This window comes from Marinimicrobium locisalis (assembly GCF_039822625.1).
GTDB lineage: Bacteria > Pseudomonadota > Gammaproteobacteria > Pseudomonadales > Cellvibrionaceae > Marinimicrobium > Marinimicrobium locisalis.
Map to the genome: position 1 here is coordinate 22,255 of NZ_JBDLLG010000011.1, position 17,274 is coordinate 39,528.

The 17,274-nt window shown below is 55.0% G+C and carries 23 protein-coding genes; all 23 read left to right on the plus strand.

All coding sequences use genetic code 11. The features are described from left to right. The first annotated feature begins 95 nt into the window (after nucleotides 1-95). The 23 genes from rpoC to rplR all read left to right on the plus strand — a co-directional run bounded on the left by rpoC (nucleotide 96) and on the right by rplR (nucleotide 17,264). Complete coding sequence (gene rpoC, locus AAE514_RS08340; RefSeq protein ID WP_347331076.1) at nucleotides 96-4,319, plus strand: DNA-directed RNA polymerase subunit beta'; 4,224 nt, start codon at nucleotides 96-98, stop codon at nucleotides 4,317-4,319. A gap of 177 nt (nucleotides 4,320-4,496) precedes the next feature. Next, nucleotides 4,497-4,868 (plus strand): 30S ribosomal protein S12, encoded by a 372-nt coding sequence (gene rpsL / locus AAE514_RS08345; RefSeq protein WP_341938891.1) that lies wholly within the window; start codon nucleotides 4,497-4,499, stop codon nucleotides 4,866-4,868. A 141-nt stretch (nucleotides 4,869-5,009) separates the two neighbouring features. Then, the gene (gene rpsG / locus AAE514_RS08350; RefSeq protein ID WP_347331077.1) at nucleotides 5,010-5,480 is read left to right on the plus strand and encodes a 30S ribosomal protein S7; all 471 of its coding nucleotides are present in this window, start codon (nucleotides 5,010-5,012) and stop codon (nucleotides 5,478-5,480) included. A gap of 96 nt (nucleotides 5,481-5,576) precedes the next feature. Next, complete coding sequence (gene fusA, locus AAE514_RS08355) at nucleotides 5,577-7,697, plus strand: elongation factor G (RefSeq protein ID WP_347331078.1); 2,121 nt, start codon at nucleotides 5,577-5,579, stop codon at nucleotides 7,695-7,697. Nucleotides 7,698-7,730: 33 nt separating this feature from the next. Further along, on the plus strand, nucleotides 7,731-8,957 hold the full coding sequence (tuf, locus tag AAE514_RS08360; RefSeq protein ID WP_347331068.1) for an elongation factor Tu: 1,227 nt from the start codon (nucleotides 7,731-7,733) through the stop codon (nucleotides 8,955-8,957). A 278-nt stretch (nucleotides 8,958-9,235) separates the two neighbouring features. After that, nucleotides 9,236-9,547, plus strand: a complete 312-nt coding sequence (gene rpsJ, locus AAE514_RS08365; protein ID WP_007644456.1) for a 30S ribosomal protein S10 — start codon at nucleotides 9,236-9,238, stop codon at nucleotides 9,545-9,547. 101 nt (nucleotides 9,548-9,648) lie between these two features. Further along, nucleotides 9,649-10,293 (plus strand): 50S ribosomal protein L3, encoded by a 645-nt coding sequence (rplC, locus tag AAE514_RS08370; RefSeq protein ID WP_347331079.1) that lies wholly within the window; start codon nucleotides 9,649-9,651, stop codon nucleotides 10,291-10,293. A gap of 19 nt (nucleotides 10,294-10,312) precedes the next feature. Then, a complete protein-coding gene (rplD, locus tag AAE514_RS08375; protein WP_347331080.1) occupies nucleotides 10,313-10,927 on the plus strand; it encodes a 50S ribosomal protein L4 in 615 nt (204 codons plus the stop codon). Next, complete coding sequence (gene rplW, locus AAE514_RS08380) at nucleotides 10,924-11,220, plus strand: 50S ribosomal protein L23 (protein ID WP_347331081.1); 297 nt, start codon at nucleotides 10,924-10,926, stop codon at nucleotides 11,218-11,220. The genes rplD and rplW overlap by 4 nt, the downstream gene beginning before the upstream one ends. Nucleotides 11,221-11,233: 13 nt before the next feature. Further along, entirely contained in the window at nucleotides 11,234-12,061 is an 828-nt protein-coding gene (rplB, locus tag AAE514_RS08385) for a 50S ribosomal protein L2 (protein WP_347331082.1), read from the plus strand. A 32-nt stretch (nucleotides 12,062-12,093) separates the two neighbouring features. After that, on the plus strand, nucleotides 12,094-12,372 hold the full coding sequence (gene rpsS / locus AAE514_RS08390; protein WP_027330625.1) for a 30S ribosomal protein S19: 279 nt from the start codon (nucleotides 12,094-12,096) through the stop codon (nucleotides 12,370-12,372). Between the two features lie 29 nt (nucleotides 12,373-12,401). Beyond that, nucleotides 12,402-12,734: a 50S ribosomal protein L22 gene (gene rplV, locus AAE514_RS08395; protein WP_347331083.1), complete on the plus strand. Its 333-nt coding sequence runs from the start codon at nucleotides 12,402-12,404 to the stop codon at nucleotides 12,732-12,734. Between the two features lie 13 nt (nucleotides 12,735-12,747). Further along, entirely contained in the window at nucleotides 12,748-13,428 is a 681-nt protein-coding gene (gene rpsC / locus AAE514_RS08400) for a 30S ribosomal protein S3 (protein WP_347331084.1), read from the plus strand. 12 nt (nucleotides 13,429-13,440) lie between these two features. Next, nucleotides 13,441-13,854: a 50S ribosomal protein L16 gene (rplP, locus tag AAE514_RS08405; RefSeq protein WP_347331085.1), complete on the plus strand. Its 414-nt coding sequence runs from the start codon at nucleotides 13,441-13,443 to the stop codon at nucleotides 13,852-13,854. Then, nucleotides 13,854-14,045: a 50S ribosomal protein L29 gene (rpmC, locus tag AAE514_RS08410; RefSeq protein WP_027330621.1), complete on the plus strand. Its 192-nt coding sequence runs from the start codon at nucleotides 13,854-13,856 to the stop codon at nucleotides 14,043-14,045. Before rplP ends, rpmC begins: the two co-directional genes overlap by 1 nt. Before the next feature lie 2 nt (nucleotides 14,046-14,047). Next, complete coding sequence (gene rpsQ, locus AAE514_RS08415) at nucleotides 14,048-14,314, plus strand: 30S ribosomal protein S17 (protein ID WP_347331086.1); 267 nt, start codon at nucleotides 14,048-14,050, stop codon at nucleotides 14,312-14,314. Nucleotides 14,315-14,350: 36 nt separating this feature from the next. After that, the gene (rplN, locus tag AAE514_RS08420; RefSeq protein WP_347331087.1) at nucleotides 14,351-14,719 is read left to right on the plus strand and encodes a 50S ribosomal protein L14; all 369 of its coding nucleotides are present in this window, start codon (nucleotides 14,351-14,353) and stop codon (nucleotides 14,717-14,719) included. A 35-nt stretch (nucleotides 14,720-14,754) separates the two neighbouring features. After that, nucleotides 14,755-15,072, plus strand: coding sequence for a 50S ribosomal protein L24 (rplX, locus tag AAE514_RS08425; protein WP_347331088.1), 318 nt, complete (start codon nucleotides 14,755-14,757; stop codon nucleotides 15,070-15,072). Between the two features lie 6 nt (nucleotides 15,073-15,078). Then, nucleotides 15,079-15,618, plus strand: a complete 540-nt coding sequence (gene rplE / locus AAE514_RS08430) for a 50S ribosomal protein L5 (RefSeq protein WP_347331089.1) — start codon at nucleotides 15,079-15,081, stop codon at nucleotides 15,616-15,618. Between the two features lie 10 nt (nucleotides 15,619-15,628). Continuing rightward, nucleotides 15,629-15,934, plus strand: coding sequence for a 30S ribosomal protein S14 (gene rpsN, locus AAE514_RS08435; protein ID WP_347331090.1), 306 nt, complete (start codon nucleotides 15,629-15,631; stop codon nucleotides 15,932-15,934). 31 nt (nucleotides 15,935-15,965) lie between these two features. Beyond that, complete coding sequence (gene rpsH / locus AAE514_RS08440) at nucleotides 15,966-16,358, plus strand: 30S ribosomal protein S8 (protein WP_347331091.1); 393 nt, start codon at nucleotides 15,966-15,968, stop codon at nucleotides 16,356-16,358. Nucleotides 16,359-16,370: 12 nt separating this feature from the next. Further along, the gene (rplF, locus tag AAE514_RS08445) at nucleotides 16,371-16,904 is read left to right on the plus strand and encodes a 50S ribosomal protein L6 (RefSeq protein WP_347331092.1); all 534 of its coding nucleotides are present in this window, start codon (nucleotides 16,371-16,373) and stop codon (nucleotides 16,902-16,904) included. Between the two features lie 9 nt (nucleotides 16,905-16,913). After that, a complete protein-coding gene (gene rplR, locus AAE514_RS08450; RefSeq protein WP_347331093.1) occupies nucleotides 16,914-17,264 on the plus strand; it encodes a 50S ribosomal protein L18 in 351 nt (116 codons plus the stop codon). The last annotated feature ends 10 nt before the right edge of the window (nucleotides 17,265-17,274 follow it).

A 17,274-nucleotide genomic window follows, 5' to 3' on the forward strand; every position in this document is an offset into this window, starting at 1 on the left:
CCCACTGCACCCACTACGGTGCGGGGCCGGCCAGCCGGCCCCGCTGTGCGGAAACCGCGCACTGATGCCCACTAGAGCTTACTGGAGAAAACGCCTTGAAAGACTTACTCAATTTGCTCAAGTCCCAGGGACAAGTCGAAGAATTTGATTCCATCCGAATCAGTCTGGCCTCGCCGGAAATGATTCGGTCCTGGTCGTTCGGGGAAGTAAAAAAGCCCGAAACCATTAACTACCGTACCTTTAAGCCAGAGCGCGAGGGTCTGTTCTGTGCCAAGATCTTTGGCCCGGTAAAAGACTACGAGTGCCTGTGCGGCAAGTACAAGCGCATGAAGCACCGCGGCATTATTTGTGAAAAGTGCGGTGTGGAAGTAACTCTGGCCAAAGTTCGCCGCGAGCGCATGGGTCACATCGAGCTGGCCAGTCCTGTGGCGCACATCTGGTTCTTGAAGTCGCTGCCGAGCCGTATCGGCCTGCTGTTGGATATGACCCTGCGGGATATCGAGCGGGTGTTGTACTTCGAATCTTACGTGGTGACCGATCCCGGCATGACCACGTTGGAGCGTGGTCAGCTGCTGACCGATGAGCAGTACTTTGAGGCCATGGAAGAGTTCGGAGACGAGTTCGACGCTAAGATGGGTGCTGAAGCCATCCAGGTTCTGATGAAAGACATCGATCTGGAAGCGGAAGTGAACCGTCTGCGCGAAGAGATTCCGAACACTAACAGCGAAACCAAGATCAAGAAGTTCTCCAAGCGTTTGAAATTGCTGGAAGCGTTTGTGCACTCCGGCAACAAGCCCGAGTGGATGGTCATGGAAGTGCTGCCGGTCCTGCCGCCGGACTTGCGTCCGCTGGTACCGCTAGACGGCGGCCGGTTTGCCACTTCGGACCTGAACGATCTGTACCGCCGTGTGATCAACCGCAACAACCGCCTGAAGCGCTTGCTGGACCTGAACGCGCCGGACATCATCGTGCGCAACGAAAAGCGCATGCTGCAGGAGTCCGTAGACGCGTTGCTGGATAACGGCCGTCGCGGTCGTGCCATTACCGGTTCCAACAAGCGTCCGCTCAAATCCTTGGCCGATATGATCAAGGGTAAGCAGGGCCGCTTCCGCCAGAACCTGCTCGGTAAGCGTGTGGACTACTCTGGCCGTTCCGTGATTGTGGTCGGTCCTACCCTGAAATTGCACCAGTGCGGTCTTCCCAAGAAAATGGCCTTGGAGCTGTTCAAGCCGTTCATCTTCAGCAAGCTGGAGCTGCGTGGCCTGGCTACCACCATCAAAGCGGCCAAGAAAATGGTCGAGCGTGAAGAGGCGGTGGTCTGGGACATCCTGGATGAAGTGATCCGCGAGCACCCGGTCCTGTTGAACCGTGCTCCTACGCTTCACCGTCTGGGTATTCAGGCGTTTGAGCCCGTGTTGATTGAAGGTAAAGCCATTCAGTTGCACCCGTTGGTCTGTGCGGCCTATAACGCGGACTTTGACGGTGACCAGATGGCGGTTCACGTACCGCTGACCCTGGAAGCGCAGTTGGAATCCCGTGCGCTGATGATGTCTACCAACAACATCCTGTCCCCGGCCTCCGGTGACCCGATCATCGTACCGTCTCAGGACGTGGTTCTGGGCCTGTACTGGATGACCCGCGAGCGCATCAACGCCAAGGGCGAAGGGATGGTGTTCTCTGATGTGGCGGAAGTTTCCCGCGCTTATTATTCAAAGCAGGTGGATCTGCAGGCTCGCATCAAGGTGCGCTTGAAAGAGACGCTGGTCGGCTCCGAGGGCGAGAAGGAAGAGAAGGTTCATATTGTTGATTCCACGGTCGGCCGTATGCTGTTGTGGGAAATCGCTCCGGAAGGTATCCCGCTGGAGTTCATCAACAAGGCGATGGTGAAAAAGGCGATCTCCGCCGTTATCAACTACTGCTACCGCGTGGTTGGTTTGAAGGCGACGGTTATTTTCGCCGACCGGCTGATGTACATGGGCTACGATTTCTCCACCAAGTCGGGTGCGTCCATCGGTGTTAACGACTTTACGATCCCGGAAGAAAAAGCCGGCATCATTGGTCGCGCCGAGAAAGAAGTGAAGGAAATTGAGACCCAGTTTGCGTCCGGTTTGGTGACCGCTGGCGAGAAATACAACAAGGTGATCGATATCTGGTCACGGGCAAACGACCTGGTAGCCAAGTCCATGATGGAAGGTATCAGTAAAGAGTTCGTGACCAATAAAGACGGTGAAGAAGAAGAGCAAGACTCTTTCAACTCGGTCTTTATGTATGCCGACTCAGGCGCGCGGGGCTCCCCCGCCCAGATTCGTCAGCTGGCAGGTATGCGTGGTTTGATGGCCCGCCCGGACGGCTCGATTATCGAAACACCGATTGTCGCCAACTTCCGTGAAGGCCTGAACGTACTGCAGTACTTTATTTCCACCCACGGTGCTCGTAAGGGTCTGGCGGATACCGCCCTGAAAACCGCGAACTCCGGTTACCTGACCCGCCGTCTGGTGGACGTGTCTCAGGACCTGGTGGTGACCTCAGTGGACTGTGGTACCGACGAAGGTTTGAAGATGGCGCCGGTTATTGAAGGTGGTGACGTCATCGAATCGCTGGGTGATCGTATTCTGGGTCGTATTGTCGCTCGCGATGTGGTTCGTCCCAACAGCGACGAAATCCTCGTGCCCGCCGGCACCATGATTGATGAGGCCTGGGTGGAGCGCGTTGAATCCATGGGTATCGACGAGGTGATTGTTCGCTCGCCGGTTACCTGTGCCTCGCGCAACGGCGTCTGCTCCATGTGTTACGGGCGTGACCTCGCGCGCGGGCATCGCGTTAACCAGGGTGAGGCTGTCGGTGTTATCGCCGCGCAGTCCATTGGTGAGCCGGGTACCCAGTTGACCATGCGGACGTTCCACATTGGTGGTGCCGCCTCTCGTGCCTCCGCCGCGGACAATGTTCAGGTGAAGCAGGAAGGTAAGGTCCGGTTGATCAACGTGAAGGTTGTGACCAACAAAGATGGCCACCTGGTGGCGGTTTCCCGTTCCGGTGAGCTGGCCGTGGCCGATGCCGCGGGTAGTGAGCGCGAGCGTTACAAGATCCCTTACGGCGCCCTGATCACCGTTAAAGATGGTGATCAAGTCGACGGCGGACAGATTATTGCCAAGTGGGATCCGCACACACACCCGATTGTCAGTGAGGTGGCCGGTAAGGTTCGCTTCTCCGGCATGGAGGATGGCTTGTCTGTTCGTCGTCAGACCGACGAGCTGACCGGCTTGAGCTCTATCGAGGTGCTGGACCCGGCCGAGCGGCCTTCGGCAGGTAAAGATCTGCGCCCGGCGGTTACATTGGTAGACGAGGCGGGGAATGAGCTGATTCAAGCCAACTCCAACGCCCCGGCACACTATCTGTTACCCGCCAAGGCCATCCTGAGTATCGCCGACAACAACGATATTCAGGTGGGCGATGTGATCGCTCGTATTCCGCAGGAAGGTTCGAAAACGCGGGATATTACCGGCGGTCTGCCCCGAGTGGCCGACCTGTTCGAGGCGCGGAAACCGAAAGAGCCGGCTATCTTGGCTGAAATTTCCGGTACCGTCAGCTTTGGTAAGGAAACCAAGGGCAAGCGTCGCCTGGTAATCACGCCCACCGATGGGCAGCCGTTGCCCGATGGGTCGACCCATTACGAAGTGCTGATTCCCAAGCACCGGCAGCTGAACGTGTTCGAAGGTGAGAAGGTCGAGAAAGGGGAGATGATCTCCGACGGCCCGAGCAACCCGCACGATATTTTGCGGCTGCAGGGTATTGAAGCGCTGGCGCACTACATCACTAACGAAATTCAGGACGTTTACCGTCTGCAGGGTGTGAAAATCAACGACAAGCACGTTGAAACCATCGTTCGCCAGATGCTGCGCAAAGTGGAGATCACCCAAATGGGTGATTCCAGCTTCGTCAAGGGCGAGCAGGTTGAGTTGAGCGTGCTCTTGGAGCAGAACGAGCGTCTGCGGGCCGAAGATCGCCAGCCTGCCCAGTTCGAGCGGCAGCTGCTGGGTATTACTAAGGCTTCGCTGGCGACCGAGTCGTTTATCTCGGCCGCCTCGTTCCAGGAGACTACGCGGGTGCTGACCGAAGCCGCGGTCACCGGCAAGAAAGACATGCTTGCCGGCCTGAAGGAAAACGTAGTCGTTGGCCGCTTGATCCCAGCGGGTACCGGTCTTGCCTACCACGCTGAGCGCAAGCGTCGCCGTGAGTCGGTTCTGGATGCGCCGGATTCAGGTGTTAGCGCGGAAGACGTGGAAGCGGCTCTGACTGAGGCCTTGAAGTCCAGCAGCTAACGGAAAAAGGCGGTACCCCAATGGGTTCCGAACGGGGAGGCCGGCTTCTGCTTGACGGCAGGGGTCGGCCTCATTACAATGCGCCACCCGCTTTTTCCAAAGTGGGGAGCGGAAAGCCGCTCTCTTTCATCAAGCCTTCTTTGAGAGGGCGTTTTTATACTTGTGGAGTTTATTTTCATGGCAACGATCAACCAGTTGGTTCGTAAGCCGAGAAAACGCAGGGTTCAAAAGAGCGACGTTCCCGCTCTGCAAGCCAACCCTCAGAAGCGCGGTGTTTGCACCCGCGTTTACACCACCACGCCGAAGAAGCCCAACTCGGCCTTGCGTAAGGTTTGCCGTGTGCGCCTGACCAACGGCTTTGAAGTGTCTTCTTACATCGGTGGTGAAGGGCACAACTTGCAGGAGCACAGCGTTGTTCTGATCCGTGGTGGTCGTGTGAAGGACTTGCCGGGTGTGCGTTATCACACCGTGCGCGGTTCTCTGGACACCTCCGGGGTCAACAACCGTCGCCAGGGCCGTTCCAAATACGGTACCAAGCGACCCAAGTAAGCCGTCTCGCCCCTCGGGGCGACGGTTTCGATGCGTTTTCGGCGGTGCCTGCGGGCGCGAACCGAGTAAGGCTAAGCGCGGCACTTACTTTCTAAGAAGTGACCGGAGTCTTAGGCAAATCCTGAAGAGAGGCTATTTAAGATGCCAAGAAGAAGAGTTGTCGCTAAGCGCGAAATTCTGCCGGATCCCAAATACGGCAATGTTACGCTGGCGAAGTTTATGAACCATGTGATGGTCAGTGGTAAGAAATCCGTGGCAGAGCGTATCGTATACGGCGCTCTGGAAACGGTAGAGTCGAAGCTCAACCGCAGCCCCGTGGAAGTGTTTGATGAAGCGCTTGAAAACATCGCTCCGCTGGTGGAAGTGAAATCCCGCCGCGTGGGTGGCGCTACCTACCAGGTGCCGGTTGAAGTGCGCCCGAGCCGCCGTACCGCCCTGGCGATGCGCTGGCTGGTGGACTTCTCCCGCGGTCGCAGCGAAAAATCCATGCCCCAGCGTCTGGCCGGTGAGCTGATTGACGCCTCCCAGGGCAAGGGCGCTGCGGTTCGCAAGCGTGAAGATGTACACCGTATGGCGGAAGCCAACAAGGCCTTCTCGCACTATCGTTTCTAAGGCGAATGCCTGAAAACGTCGGTAGATTGAGAGGGTGAGGGCAGCCAAGGGGCTGCCTTTTCCCGTTTTAATGAATTATGAATTGGGGATACAGTCGTGGCACGTAAAACTCCTATCGCACGCTACCGGAATATCGGTATCGTTGCCCACGTCGACGCGGGTAAGACAACCACAACTGAGCGCGTCTTGTTCTACACCGGCTTGTCGCACAAGGTAGGTGAGGTCCATGAGGGCGCGGCCACTATGGACTGGATGGAGCAGGAGCAGGAGCGGGGCATCACGATTACCTCTGCGGCGACCACCTGCTTCTGGAAGGGCATGGGCCAGCAGTTTGATCAGCACCGCATCAACATTATTGATACGCCCGGGCACGTCGACTTTACTATTGAGGTTGAGCGTTCTCTGCGGGTGCTTGATGGCGCGGTCGTTGTGTTGTGCGGCTCATCTGGTGTGCAGCCCCAGACAGAGACCGTATGGCGTCAGGCCAACAAGTACGAAGTTCCGCGCATGGTGTTCGTCAACAAGATGGACCGTACCGGCGCCAACTTTATGCGTGTAGTTGAGCAGCTGAAGACCCGTCTTGGTGCCAACGCCGTTCCGCTGCAGATGACCATCGGTACCGAAGAAGATTTTAAAGGGGTTGTTGACCTGGTGGAAATGAAGGCCATTCTGTGGAATGAGTCTGACCTGGGTATGACCTTTGACTACGCCGACATTCCAGAAGAAATGAAGGAAACATGCGACAGCATGCGGGAAGTTTTGATGGAAGCGGCGGCTGAAGCCAACGACGAGTTGATGGAAAAGTACCTTGAAGAGGGGGAGCTGACCAACGACGAGATCAAGGCTGGCATCCGCTCTCGCACCCTGGAAAATGAAATTGTTCCGGTTCTGGGCGGCTCCGCCTTTAAGAACAAAGGTGTGCAGGCTGTGCTGGATGCGGTAATTGAATACCTGCCGGCTCCGAACCAAGTTCGCCCGATTGAAGGTATTCTCGATGACGGGAAAGACACCGTTGCGACTCGCGGTGCCGACGACGAGGCGCCGTTCGCCGCTCTGGCGTTCAAGATTGCCACAGACCCCTTTGTGGGCACCTTGACGTTCTTCCGGGTTTATTCCGGTAAGCTCAATTCCGGTGATTCGGTATTTAACCCGGTCAAGAGCAAAAAGGAGCGTGTTGGTCGGATGGTGCAAATGCACTCCAACAACCGCGAAGAGATCAAAGAAGTGCTGTCCGGCGATATCGCCGCGGCGGTTGGTCTGAAAGATGTAACGACCGGGGACACCCTGTGCGACCCCAATAACGTGATTACCCTGGAGCGTATGGAGTTCCCTGATCCGGTAATCCACGTGGCGGTTGAACCTAAGACCAAGGCTGACCAGGAAAAAATGGGTGTGGCACTAGGTAAATTGGCTCAGGAAGACCCCTCTTTCAGCGTCAAGACCGACGAAGAAAGCGGCCAGACCATTATCGGTGGTATGGGCGAGCTGCACCTGGACATCATTGTTGACCGCCTGCGTCGCGAATTTAAGGTTGAAGCCAATATCGGTAAGCCACAAGTGGCGTACCGTGAAGCCATTCGCAACACCTGTGAGATCGAAGGCAAGTTTGTTCGTCAGTCCGGTGGTCGCGGTCAGTACGGTCACGTATGGATTCGGTATGAGCCGGGCGAAGATAGCGAAGCTGAAGGTTTGGAGTTTGTGAACGAAATCGTTGGCGGCGTGGTTCCGAAGGAATACATTCCCGCGGTTCAGAAGGGTATCTCTGAGCAAATGCAGAACGGTGTTTTGGCCGGTTATCCGCTGCTGGGTCTGAAAGCGACGCTGTACGACGGTTCCTATCACGATGTTGACTCCAACGAGATGGCCTTTAAAATTGCGGCTTCTATGGCCACCAAAAAATTGGCACAGCAGGGCGGAGCCGTACTGCTTGAGCCGATGATGAAGGTCGAGGTGGTAACCCCTGAGGAAAACATGGGTGATGTTGTGGGTGACCTCAACCGTCGCCGTGGTCTGATTCAGGGCATGGAAGAAAGTGTTTCCGGTAAGGTTGTAAATGCCGAAGTACCGCTTGCGGAGATGTTTGGTTACGCGACCGACTTGCGCTCGGCAACACAGGGTCGTGCGACCTACGCCATGGAGTTCCTGGGCTACGCCGAAGCGCCGCGCAATGTGGCCGACGAAGTTATCGCTAAGAGCAAGGTTTCTAGCGACAATTGATTTCTGACTTTTAGATATTAGAGGAAGAAGACAGTGGCAAAAGAAAAGTTTGAACGTAATAAGCCCCACATTAATGTGGGCACCATCGGTCACGTTGACCACGGTAAAACCACGCTGACTGCGGCGCTGACCCGCGTTTGCTTCGAAGCTTGGGGCAGTGGTTCCGCCATGGCCTTTGATGGCATCGACAATGCGCCGGAAGAGCGTGAGCGCGGTATCACCATCGCGACCTCGCACGTTGAGTACGACTCACCGACCCGTCACTACGCTCACGTAGACTGCCCGGGCCACGCTGACTATGTGAAGAACATGATCACCGGTGCGGCTCAGATGGACGGCGCGATTTTGGTGTGTGGCGCGACTGACGGCCCGATGCCGCAGACTCGCGAGCACATCCTGCTGTCCCGCCAGGTGGGTGTACCGTTCATCGTTGTATTCCTGAACAAGGCTGACCTGCTGGCGGAAGATTGCGGCGGTGTAGGCACTGAAGAGTACAACGAGATGCTGGAGCTGGTCGAGATGGAGCTGCGTGAGCTGCTGTCCGACTACGACTTCCCGGGCGACGACACGCCGATCATTGCCGGTTCCGCGCTGATGGCGCTAAACGGTGATGACGACAACGAGCTGGGCACCACCGCTGTTAAGAAGCTGGTTGAGAGCCTGGACGAGTACATTCCGGAGCCCGAGCGCGCCATTGATCAGCCGTTCCTGATGCCGGTGGAAGACGTGTTCTCCATCTCCGGTCGCGGTACCGTTGTGACCGGTCGTGTTGAGCGTGGTGTTGTGAAGGTGGGCGAAGAACTCGAAATCGTCGGCCTGAAAGACACCACCAAGACCGTATGTACCGGTGTTGAGATGTTCCGCAAAATGCTGGACGAAGGTCGCGCGGGCGAGAACGTGGGTGTTCTGCTGCGTGGTACCAAGCGTGACGAAGTTGAGCGTGGCCAGGTTCTGGCAAAGCCGGGTTCAGTAACCCCGCACGCGAAGTTCGAAGGCGAAGTCTACGTTCTGTCCAAAGACGAAGGTGGCCGTCACACGCCGTTCTTCAAGGGCTATCGTCCGCAGTTCTACTTCCGTACCACCGACGTGACTGGCGCTTGTGAGCTGCCGGAAGGCGTTGAGATGGTAATGCCGGGTGACAACGTGAAGATGAACGTCACCTTGATCCATCCGGTAGCGATGGAAGAAGGTCTGCGCTTCGCGGTTCGCGAAGGCGGTCGTACCGTGGGTGCTGGCGTGGTCTCTAAGATCATCGAGTAAGCGCTTGTACGGCGTAAGAGGCCCCCTCGGGGGCCTTTTTTTGTCTTTGCTCGTCTGGCCGTTGTGGCCAGGTGGTGGAGCTGTTAGCCGTAACTTATTGATTTTCCAATAAAATGGCGGAATATCGGATTTTCAAAGATAATTCCCGGACATCCCTTGACAGGGGGTTCCCTCGCCATTAGAATTGCGCCTCCATTTTGCAGGGCATCAACGAGCCGAGCTCGCGCCATCGCCAATTTGGATAGTTCTTTAAAGTTTATTACTGGAGTTTGGTTCACATGCAGAATCAACGCATTCGGATTCGCCTGAAGGCCTTTGATCATAAGCTCATCGATGCCTCTACCCAGGAAATTGTTGAGACCGCAAAGCGCACAGGCGCACAAGTCCGTGGCCCGATTCCGCTGCCGACTCGCAAAGAGCGCTTCACTGTATTGATCTCTCCGCACGTTAATAAGGACGCGCGTGATCAGTACGAGATTCGTACACACAAGCGTTTGCTGGACATTGTTGAGCCTACTGAAAAAACCGTTGACGCCCTGATGAAGCTGGACCTAGCTGCAGGCGTAGAGGTACAGATTAGTCTCGGCTAATACAAAGTAAATGAAATCCCGGCTTCGGTCGGGCCTTGTGTAACGCTCTGAAATGGGCGGCCATAGCGGGTAAAAGCCCCGTACACTGAGAGGTTAGCAACATGACGATTGGTATTGTCGGCCGTAAGAGCGGCATGACTCGTATATTTACCGATGATGGTGTTTCCATTCCTGTTTCCGTGATTGAGGTCTCTCCCAATCGCGTCACCCAGGTGAAGAATGTAGAAACCGACGGTTACTCTGCAGTGCAGGTAACGGTAGGGTCTCGTCGCGCCTCCCGTGTTACCAAACCCGCAGCGGGTCACTATGCGAAGGCGAATGCCGAAGCTGGCCGTGGCTTGTGGGAGTTGCGTAACGACACTCAAGAAGCTTTTGAAGTTGGTGCAGAGATTACGGTCGGAGCCTTCGAGGCCGGCCAGATGATCGATGTCACCGGCTCCTCCAAAGGTAAAGGTTTTGCCGGTACCGTTAAGCGTTGGAATTTTGCAATGCAAGACGCTACCCACGGTAACTCTCTTTCTCACCGTGCACCCGGTTCCATCGGACAATGTCAGACCCCGGGTCGCGTCTTTAAGGGCAAGAAGATGGCTGGACAGATGGGTTCCGAGCAGGTGACTGTTCAGAATCTGGAAGTCGTCCGCGTCGATGCTGAGCGCAATCTGCTGCTGGTCAAGGGCGCCATTCCCGGAGCTCCGGGCGGTGACGTCATTGTTCGTCCCGCAGTGAAAGCGCGCAGTAACGGTTAATGTCCGAGGGGAAACGACCATGGAATTGAATATTGTAAAGCCCGATGGTGCCAAAGATACGCTTAACGTATCTGAGGTGGCGTTTGGTAAAGAATTTAATCAAGACTTGGTGCACCAGGCAGTCGTCGCCTTTATGGCAGGCGCGCGCCAAGGTACCAAGGCGCAGAAAACTCGCTCAGAAGTCTCCGGCGGTGGTAAAAAGCCCTGGCGTCAAAAGGGCACCGGCCGCGCTCGTGCGGGCACCATTCGCAGCCCGATCTGGCGTGCGGGTGGCAAGGCTTTTGCGGCCAAGCCCCGTAATTTTGAGCAAAAGCTGAATAAGAAGATGTACCGCGCCGCGCTGCGCTGCATTTTCTCCGAGCTGAATCGCCAGGATCGCCTGGTCATTGTGGAAGACTTCTCTGTTGAAGCGCCCAAGACCAAGAGCCTGGTTCAAAAGCTGGCCCAGTATGATCTGTCGGAAGCGCTGATTGTGACTGAGGACGTGAACGAGAACCTTTACCTGGCATCACGTAACTTGCATAAAGTTGATGTGCGTGACGTTCAGGGTGTGGATCCGGTTGCCTTGATTGGGTTTGAAAAGGTTGTGGTCACCGTTCCGGCTCTGAAAAAGTTCGAGGAGATCCTGGGATGAACCAAGAACGCATCTATAAAGTTTTGTTGGGGCCGGTAGTGTCCGAAAAATCCGCCATGGCGGGTGAGAACGGCAACCAGGTTGTCTTTAAGGTCTCTACCGATGCCAGCAAACTAGAAATTAAAGCGGCCGTGCAGGCGCTGTTTGACGTCAAAGTGGAAAGTGTTCGCGTAATGAACGTGAAGGGTAAGACCCGTCGCACTCGCTTTGGCGTAGGCAAGCGCAGTGACTGGAAGAAGGCCTACGTTCGTCTTGAGCAAGGTCAGGATATCGACTTTGCGGTAGCTGAGTAAGAGGATTGTTGCAATGCCTATTGTAAAACGTAAACCAACCTCGCCCGGTCGCCGCTTTGTAGTAAGTGTCGTTAATCCGGATTTGCACAAGGGTGCTCCCTATGCGCCGCTGTTGGCCAAGAAGTCCAAGAGCGGTGGCCGTAACAATGCCGGCCGTATCACTACGCGTCACGTTGGCGGTGGTCATAAGCAGCACTATCGTGTGATCGATTTTCGTCGCAACAAAGACGGCATTCCGGCAAAAGTGGAGCGTTTGGAGTACGATCCGAACCGCACCGCTTATATCGCGCTGGTTTGTTATGCCGACGGTGAGCGCCGCTATGTGATCGCCCCCAAAGGTTTGAAAGCGGGCGACAAGATCGAATCCGGTGATGCGGCGGCAATTAAAGTGGGTAATGCTTTGCCGTTGCGTAACATTCCAGTCGGTAGCACTGTACACTGCGTGGAGTTGAAGCCCGAAAAAGGTGCTCAGCTGGCTCGTTCGGCAGGTGCATCCGTGCAGCTGGTCGCACGGGACGGAACTCACGCCACACTGCGTCTTCGCAGTGGTGAGACTCGCCGGGTATTGGTTAATTGCCGGGCGACATTGGGCGAAGTGTCCAACAGCGAATACAGCTTGCGCTCGTTGGGTAAAGCTGGTGCTAAGCGCTGGCGTGGTGTTCGTCCGACCGTTCGCGGTGTTGCGATGAACCCGGTTGACCACCCGCACGGTGGTGGTGAAGGCCGTACTTCTGGTGGCCGTCACCCGGTAACGCCTTGGGGTGTTCCTACCAAGGGTTACAAGACGCGCAAAAACAAGCGCACTACTAAGATGATTGTCCGCGGCCGCTCCAAGCGGTAACGGTAAATCAACAGCTGAAAGAGGAAGCAACAGTGCCACGTTCACTGAAAAAAGGTCCTTTTATCGATCTTCACCTGATTAAGAAGGTCGAAACAGCGATCGAAAAAAATGATCGTCGTCCAATCAAAACCTGGTCACGGCGCTCGATGGTCATGCCTGAAATGGTTGGCTTGACCCTGGCAGTCCATAATGGTCGTCAGCACGTGCCCGTCTTGATCAACGAAGAGATGGTTGGACACAAACTTGGCGAGTTTGCGGCCACCCGCACCTATCGCGGTCACGCTGCAGACAAAAAAGCGAAAAAGCGCTAAGCGCTATTTAGTGCCTACGAGGTAACACGATGGAAGTAGCAGCAAAACTCAGCGGTGCTCGTCTGTCGGCGCAAAAAGCGCGCTTGGTAGCCGATCAGATTCGCGGTAAAGGTGTAGAGGAGGCGTTGGACCTTCTGGCATTCAGTCCTAAAAAGGGCGCTGCGATTATCAAAAAGGTGCTGGAGTCCGCAATTGCGAACGCCGAGCATAATGAAGGCGCCGACGTCGATGAACTGAAAGTGTCCACGATTTTTGTGGACGAGGGGTTGCGGATGAAACGCATCAAGCCTCGCGCTAAAGGTCGTGCTGATCGCATTCTGAAGCGCACTTGTCATATCACCGTTAAAGTAGCCGACCAGTAAGAGAGCAGGCGTTATGGGTCAGAAAGTAAATCCGACAGGTATTCGTCTGGGTATCGTCAAAAAGCATACTTCAGTTTGGTATGCCGGCAACGAGCAGTACGCAGACAAACTCAACAATGATTTGGCAGTGCGTTCTTACATCCAGGACAAGTTGTCCAGCGCGTCTGTAAGCCGCGTGGACATTGAGCGTCCCGCCAATACCGCACGCATCACCATTCACACCGCCCGTCCGGGCATTGTGATTGGTAAAAAGGGCGAAGACGTGGATCGCCTGCGTGCAGAAGTGAGCGAGCGCATGGGTGTGCCAGTGCACATCAACATTGAAGAGATCCGTAAGCCTGACTTGGATGCTTCATTGGTTGCCCAGAACGTCGCTCAGCAGCTGGAACGCCGTGTAATGTTTCGTCGCGCCATGAAGCGTGCCGTTCAGAACGCGATGCGCCAGGGTGCAGAAGGTATCAAAATCCAGGTGGGTGGTCGCCTGGGGGGTGCCGAGATTGCCCGTAGCGAGTGGTATCGTGAAGGTCGCGTACCGTTGCACACTTTGCGTGCCAACATTGATTACGCCGCCGCCGAAGCGTCAACTACCTACGGGATCATCGGTGTAAAAGTTTGGATTTTCAAGGGTGAAGTCATCGGCGATATCGATGAAGCTGAAGCTGCACCTAAGAAAAAAGGCTCTAAGTCCAAGTAAGGGGTACGCAAGATGCTGCAACCAAAGCGTACGAAGTTTCGCAAGCAAATGAAGGGCCGCAACCGCGGCTTAGCCCATCGTGGCGCCAAAGTAAGCTTTGGTGATTTTGGCTTGAAAGCTACTGGTCGCGGTCGCATTACGGCTCGTCAAATCGAAGCGGCCCGTCGTGCGATGACCCGTCACATTAAGCGTGGCGGTAAAATCTGGATTCGTGTGTTTCCAGATAAGCCCATTACCGAAAAGCCTCTGGAAGTACGTCAGGGTAAAGGTAAGGGTAACGTAGAATACTGGGTGGCGCAGATCCGTCCTGGCAAGGTCCTCTATGAAATGGACGGCGTCAGCGAAGAACTGGCTCGAGAGGCCTTTGCTCTGGCCGCTGCCAAGTTGCCTATATCTACAACTTTCGTTAAACGTTCGGTGATGTGATGAAAGCTTCAGAACTCCGGGAAAAATCCGTTGAAGAGCTGAACGGCGAACTGCTGACTCGATTGAAGGAGCAGTTTAAGCTGCGTATGCAGGCTACTACTGGCCAGTTGGGTCAGACTCACCTGCTCAAGCAAACTCGTCGCGATATTGCTCGAATCAAAACGGTGCTTAAACAGAAGGCAGGTAATTAACGATGACTCAGGCAGATAAACTGGCTCGGACACTGACCGGCAAGGTTGTTAGCAACAAGATGGATAGAACCATCACGGTGCTGATCGAGCGTCGCGTAAAGCATCCGCTTTACGGCAAGTATGTGAGCAAGTCATCAAAGCTGAAAGCGCATGATGAAAACAATGACTGCAAGATGGGCGATACCGTAACAATCGCCGAGTCTCGTCCGCTGTCAAAGACCAAATCATGGGCTTTAGTGAACATTGAAGAGCGCGCTACTGAAATCTAAGCGATTCAGGCGACTAGATAGTTTCGGAGACGGACGATGATTCAAACAGAAACCTACTTAGATGTAGCTGATAACAGTGGCGCTCGTCGGGTTCAGTGCATCAAGGTTCTTGGCGGCTCCCATCGGCGGTATGCCGCAGTGGGCGACATCATCAAAGTTACCGTAAAGGAAGCAATTCCGCGCGGTAAGGTGAAGAAGGGCCAGGTGATGAGAGCGGTGGTAGTGCGCACTAAGAAAGGTGTTCGCCGCCAGGATGGTTCGTTGATCAAGTTCGACGACAACGCTGCTGTGCTGCTGAACAACCAGGATGCTCCGGTGGGTACTCGTATCTTTGGGCCGGTGACTCGCGAGTTGCGTGGCGAGAAGTTCATGAAAATCATTTCTCTCGCACCGGAAGTGCTTTAAGCACCTGGTACTGGCAGAGAGCTGAGGGCAGACAAATGCGAAAGATTAAACGTGATGACGAAGTGATTGTTATCGCCGGTCGCGACAAGGGCAAGCGGGGCAAGGTTACCCGTGTGCAGGCTGATGGCCGCGTGATCGTGTCTGGTATTAACATGATCAAGAAGCACCAAAAACCGAATCCGCAAATGGGTGTTCCCGGCGGTATCGTAGAGAAAGAAGCCGCGATTCAAGCTTCCAATGTTGCCATCTACAACCCGGCAACCCAGAAAGCGGATCGTGTGGGCTTCAAGATCCTTGAAAATGGCGACAAGGTTCGCGTTTTCAAATCCAATGGCGAAGCCGTAGAGGCGTAAGTAGACATGGCTAGGCTAAAAGAACTGTACAGCAAAGAGCTCGCGCCCAAGCTAAAAGAAGAGCTGGGTCTCGCGAACGTGATGGAAGTTCCGCGCATCACCAAGATCACCATTAATATGGGTGTTGGTGAGGCCGTGGGCGACAAGAAAGTGCTTGACAATGCGATCGGTGACTTGGAAAAGATTGCGGGCCAGAAGGTCGTAATTACCAAGGCACGTAAGTCAATTGCGGGCTTTAAAATCCGTGATGGCTGGCCGATTGGCTGCAAAGTAACTCTGCGTAAAGATCGTATGTATGAGTTTCTTGATCGCCTGGTCTCTATCGCTATTCCGCGCATCCGTGACTTCCGAGGCGTCAGCCCGAAGCAGTTTGACGGTCGCGGGAACTTTTCCATGGGCGTGGGCGAGCAAATCATCTTCCCCGAGATTGATTACGACAAAGTCGATAAGCTGCGGGGCCTGGATATTTGTATTACGACGACAGCACAGAACGACGCGGAAGGTCGCGCGTTGCTGAAAGCGTTCAACTTCCCGTTCAAAGGTTAAAGGTAGCGTCATGGCTAAGAAATCAATGGTTGCACGCGAAGCTAAGCGTGCCCGCACTGCCGCCAAATATGCCGCCAAGCGCGCGGAGCTGAAAGAGATTGTCACCAGCCCTGCTTCTTCTGAAGAGCAAGTATGGGAAGCGCAAGTAAAGCTGCAGAAATTGCCGCGTGATTCCAGTCCGGTTCGCATTCGCCGGCGCTGCCGCATTACCGGTCGTCCGCATGGTGTGTATCGTAAATTCGGCTTGTGCCGTCACAAGCTACGCGAAGCTGCGATGCGTGGTGACGTTCCCGGCTTGGTTAAGTCCAGCTGGTAAGCCCAGGGCTTTATATTAGGAGCAGAATCAGATGAGCATGCAAGATCCGTTGGCCGATATGCTGACTCGCATTCGTAACGCCCAGCAGGTTGGGAAGCCGAATGTATCCATGCCCTCTTCCAAACTCAAAGCCAGTGTGGCGAAAGTGTTGGTTGAGGAAGGTTATGTAGACAGTTACTCAGTTAGTGAAGGTGCCAAGCCCGAGTTGACTGTTGAATTGAAGTATTTCGAAGGTAAGCCGGTTATCGCCGAGCTCGATCGGGTCAGTCGCCCCGGTTTGCGTAGCTACGCTGGCAAGACCGCACTGCCGAGTGTGCGTGGCGGTCTGGGCGTTGCGATAGTATCTACCAGTAAAGGTGTAATGACTGATCGCGCCGCCCGTGCCGAAGGCGTTGGCGGTGAAGTTCTTTGCACTGTATTTTAACGGGAAGTCGTCATGTCACGAGTTGCAAATAGTCCGGTTGAAGTACCATCCGCTGTAAGCATTACCCTTAAGGGGCAGAATCTTACAATCAAAGGTGGAAAGGGTACATTGGCTCTGGAAGTTCACGATAACGTTGAGGTGAAACAGGAAGAAAACCTGTTGAAGTTCTCCGCTCGTGATGGGGCCAAGCAGTCCCGCGCTCTGGCCGGCACCATGCGTGCCCTGGCTGGAAGTATGGTTCACGGCGTTGACCAAGGTTTTGAAGAAAAACTGCAGTTGGTCGGTGTCGGTTATCGTGCTAAGGCGTCGGATAAGACTGTAAACCTGTCTGTGGGATACTCTCAGCCGATTGATTACACCTTGCCGGAAGGTGTAACGGCCGAAACCCCTAGCCAGACAGAGATTGTACTGAAGAGCGCTGATAAGCAGTTGCTCGGTCAGGTGGCGTCAGAAATCCGCGCATTGCGTGAGCCCGAACCCTACAAGGGTAAAGGTATCCGATACGCGTCTGAGCAAGTACGCCGTAAAGAAGCCAAGAAGAAGTAGGGCCAGGATATGAGCGATAAGAAGCAATCTCGTCTTCGCCGTGCGCGTCGTGCCCGTGCCAAGATTCGTGAACTGAACGTTAGTCGTTTGTCTGTACACCGTACACCCCAGCATATCTATGCGCAGGTGATTGCGGAAGATGGTAGTCGCGTATTGGCCAGTGCCTCCACGCTGGATAAAGACCTGCGTCAAGGCAAAACGGGCAACAGCGAGGCGGCGCAAGCTGTCGGCGCTCTGATCGCAGAGCGCGCAAAAGCTGCCGGTATCTCCCGGGTGGCGTTCGACCGTAGCGGTTTCAAATACCACGGTCGTATCAAGGCCCTGGCCGATGCCGCGCGTGAAGCTGGACTGGAATTCTAAGGGTTAAGAT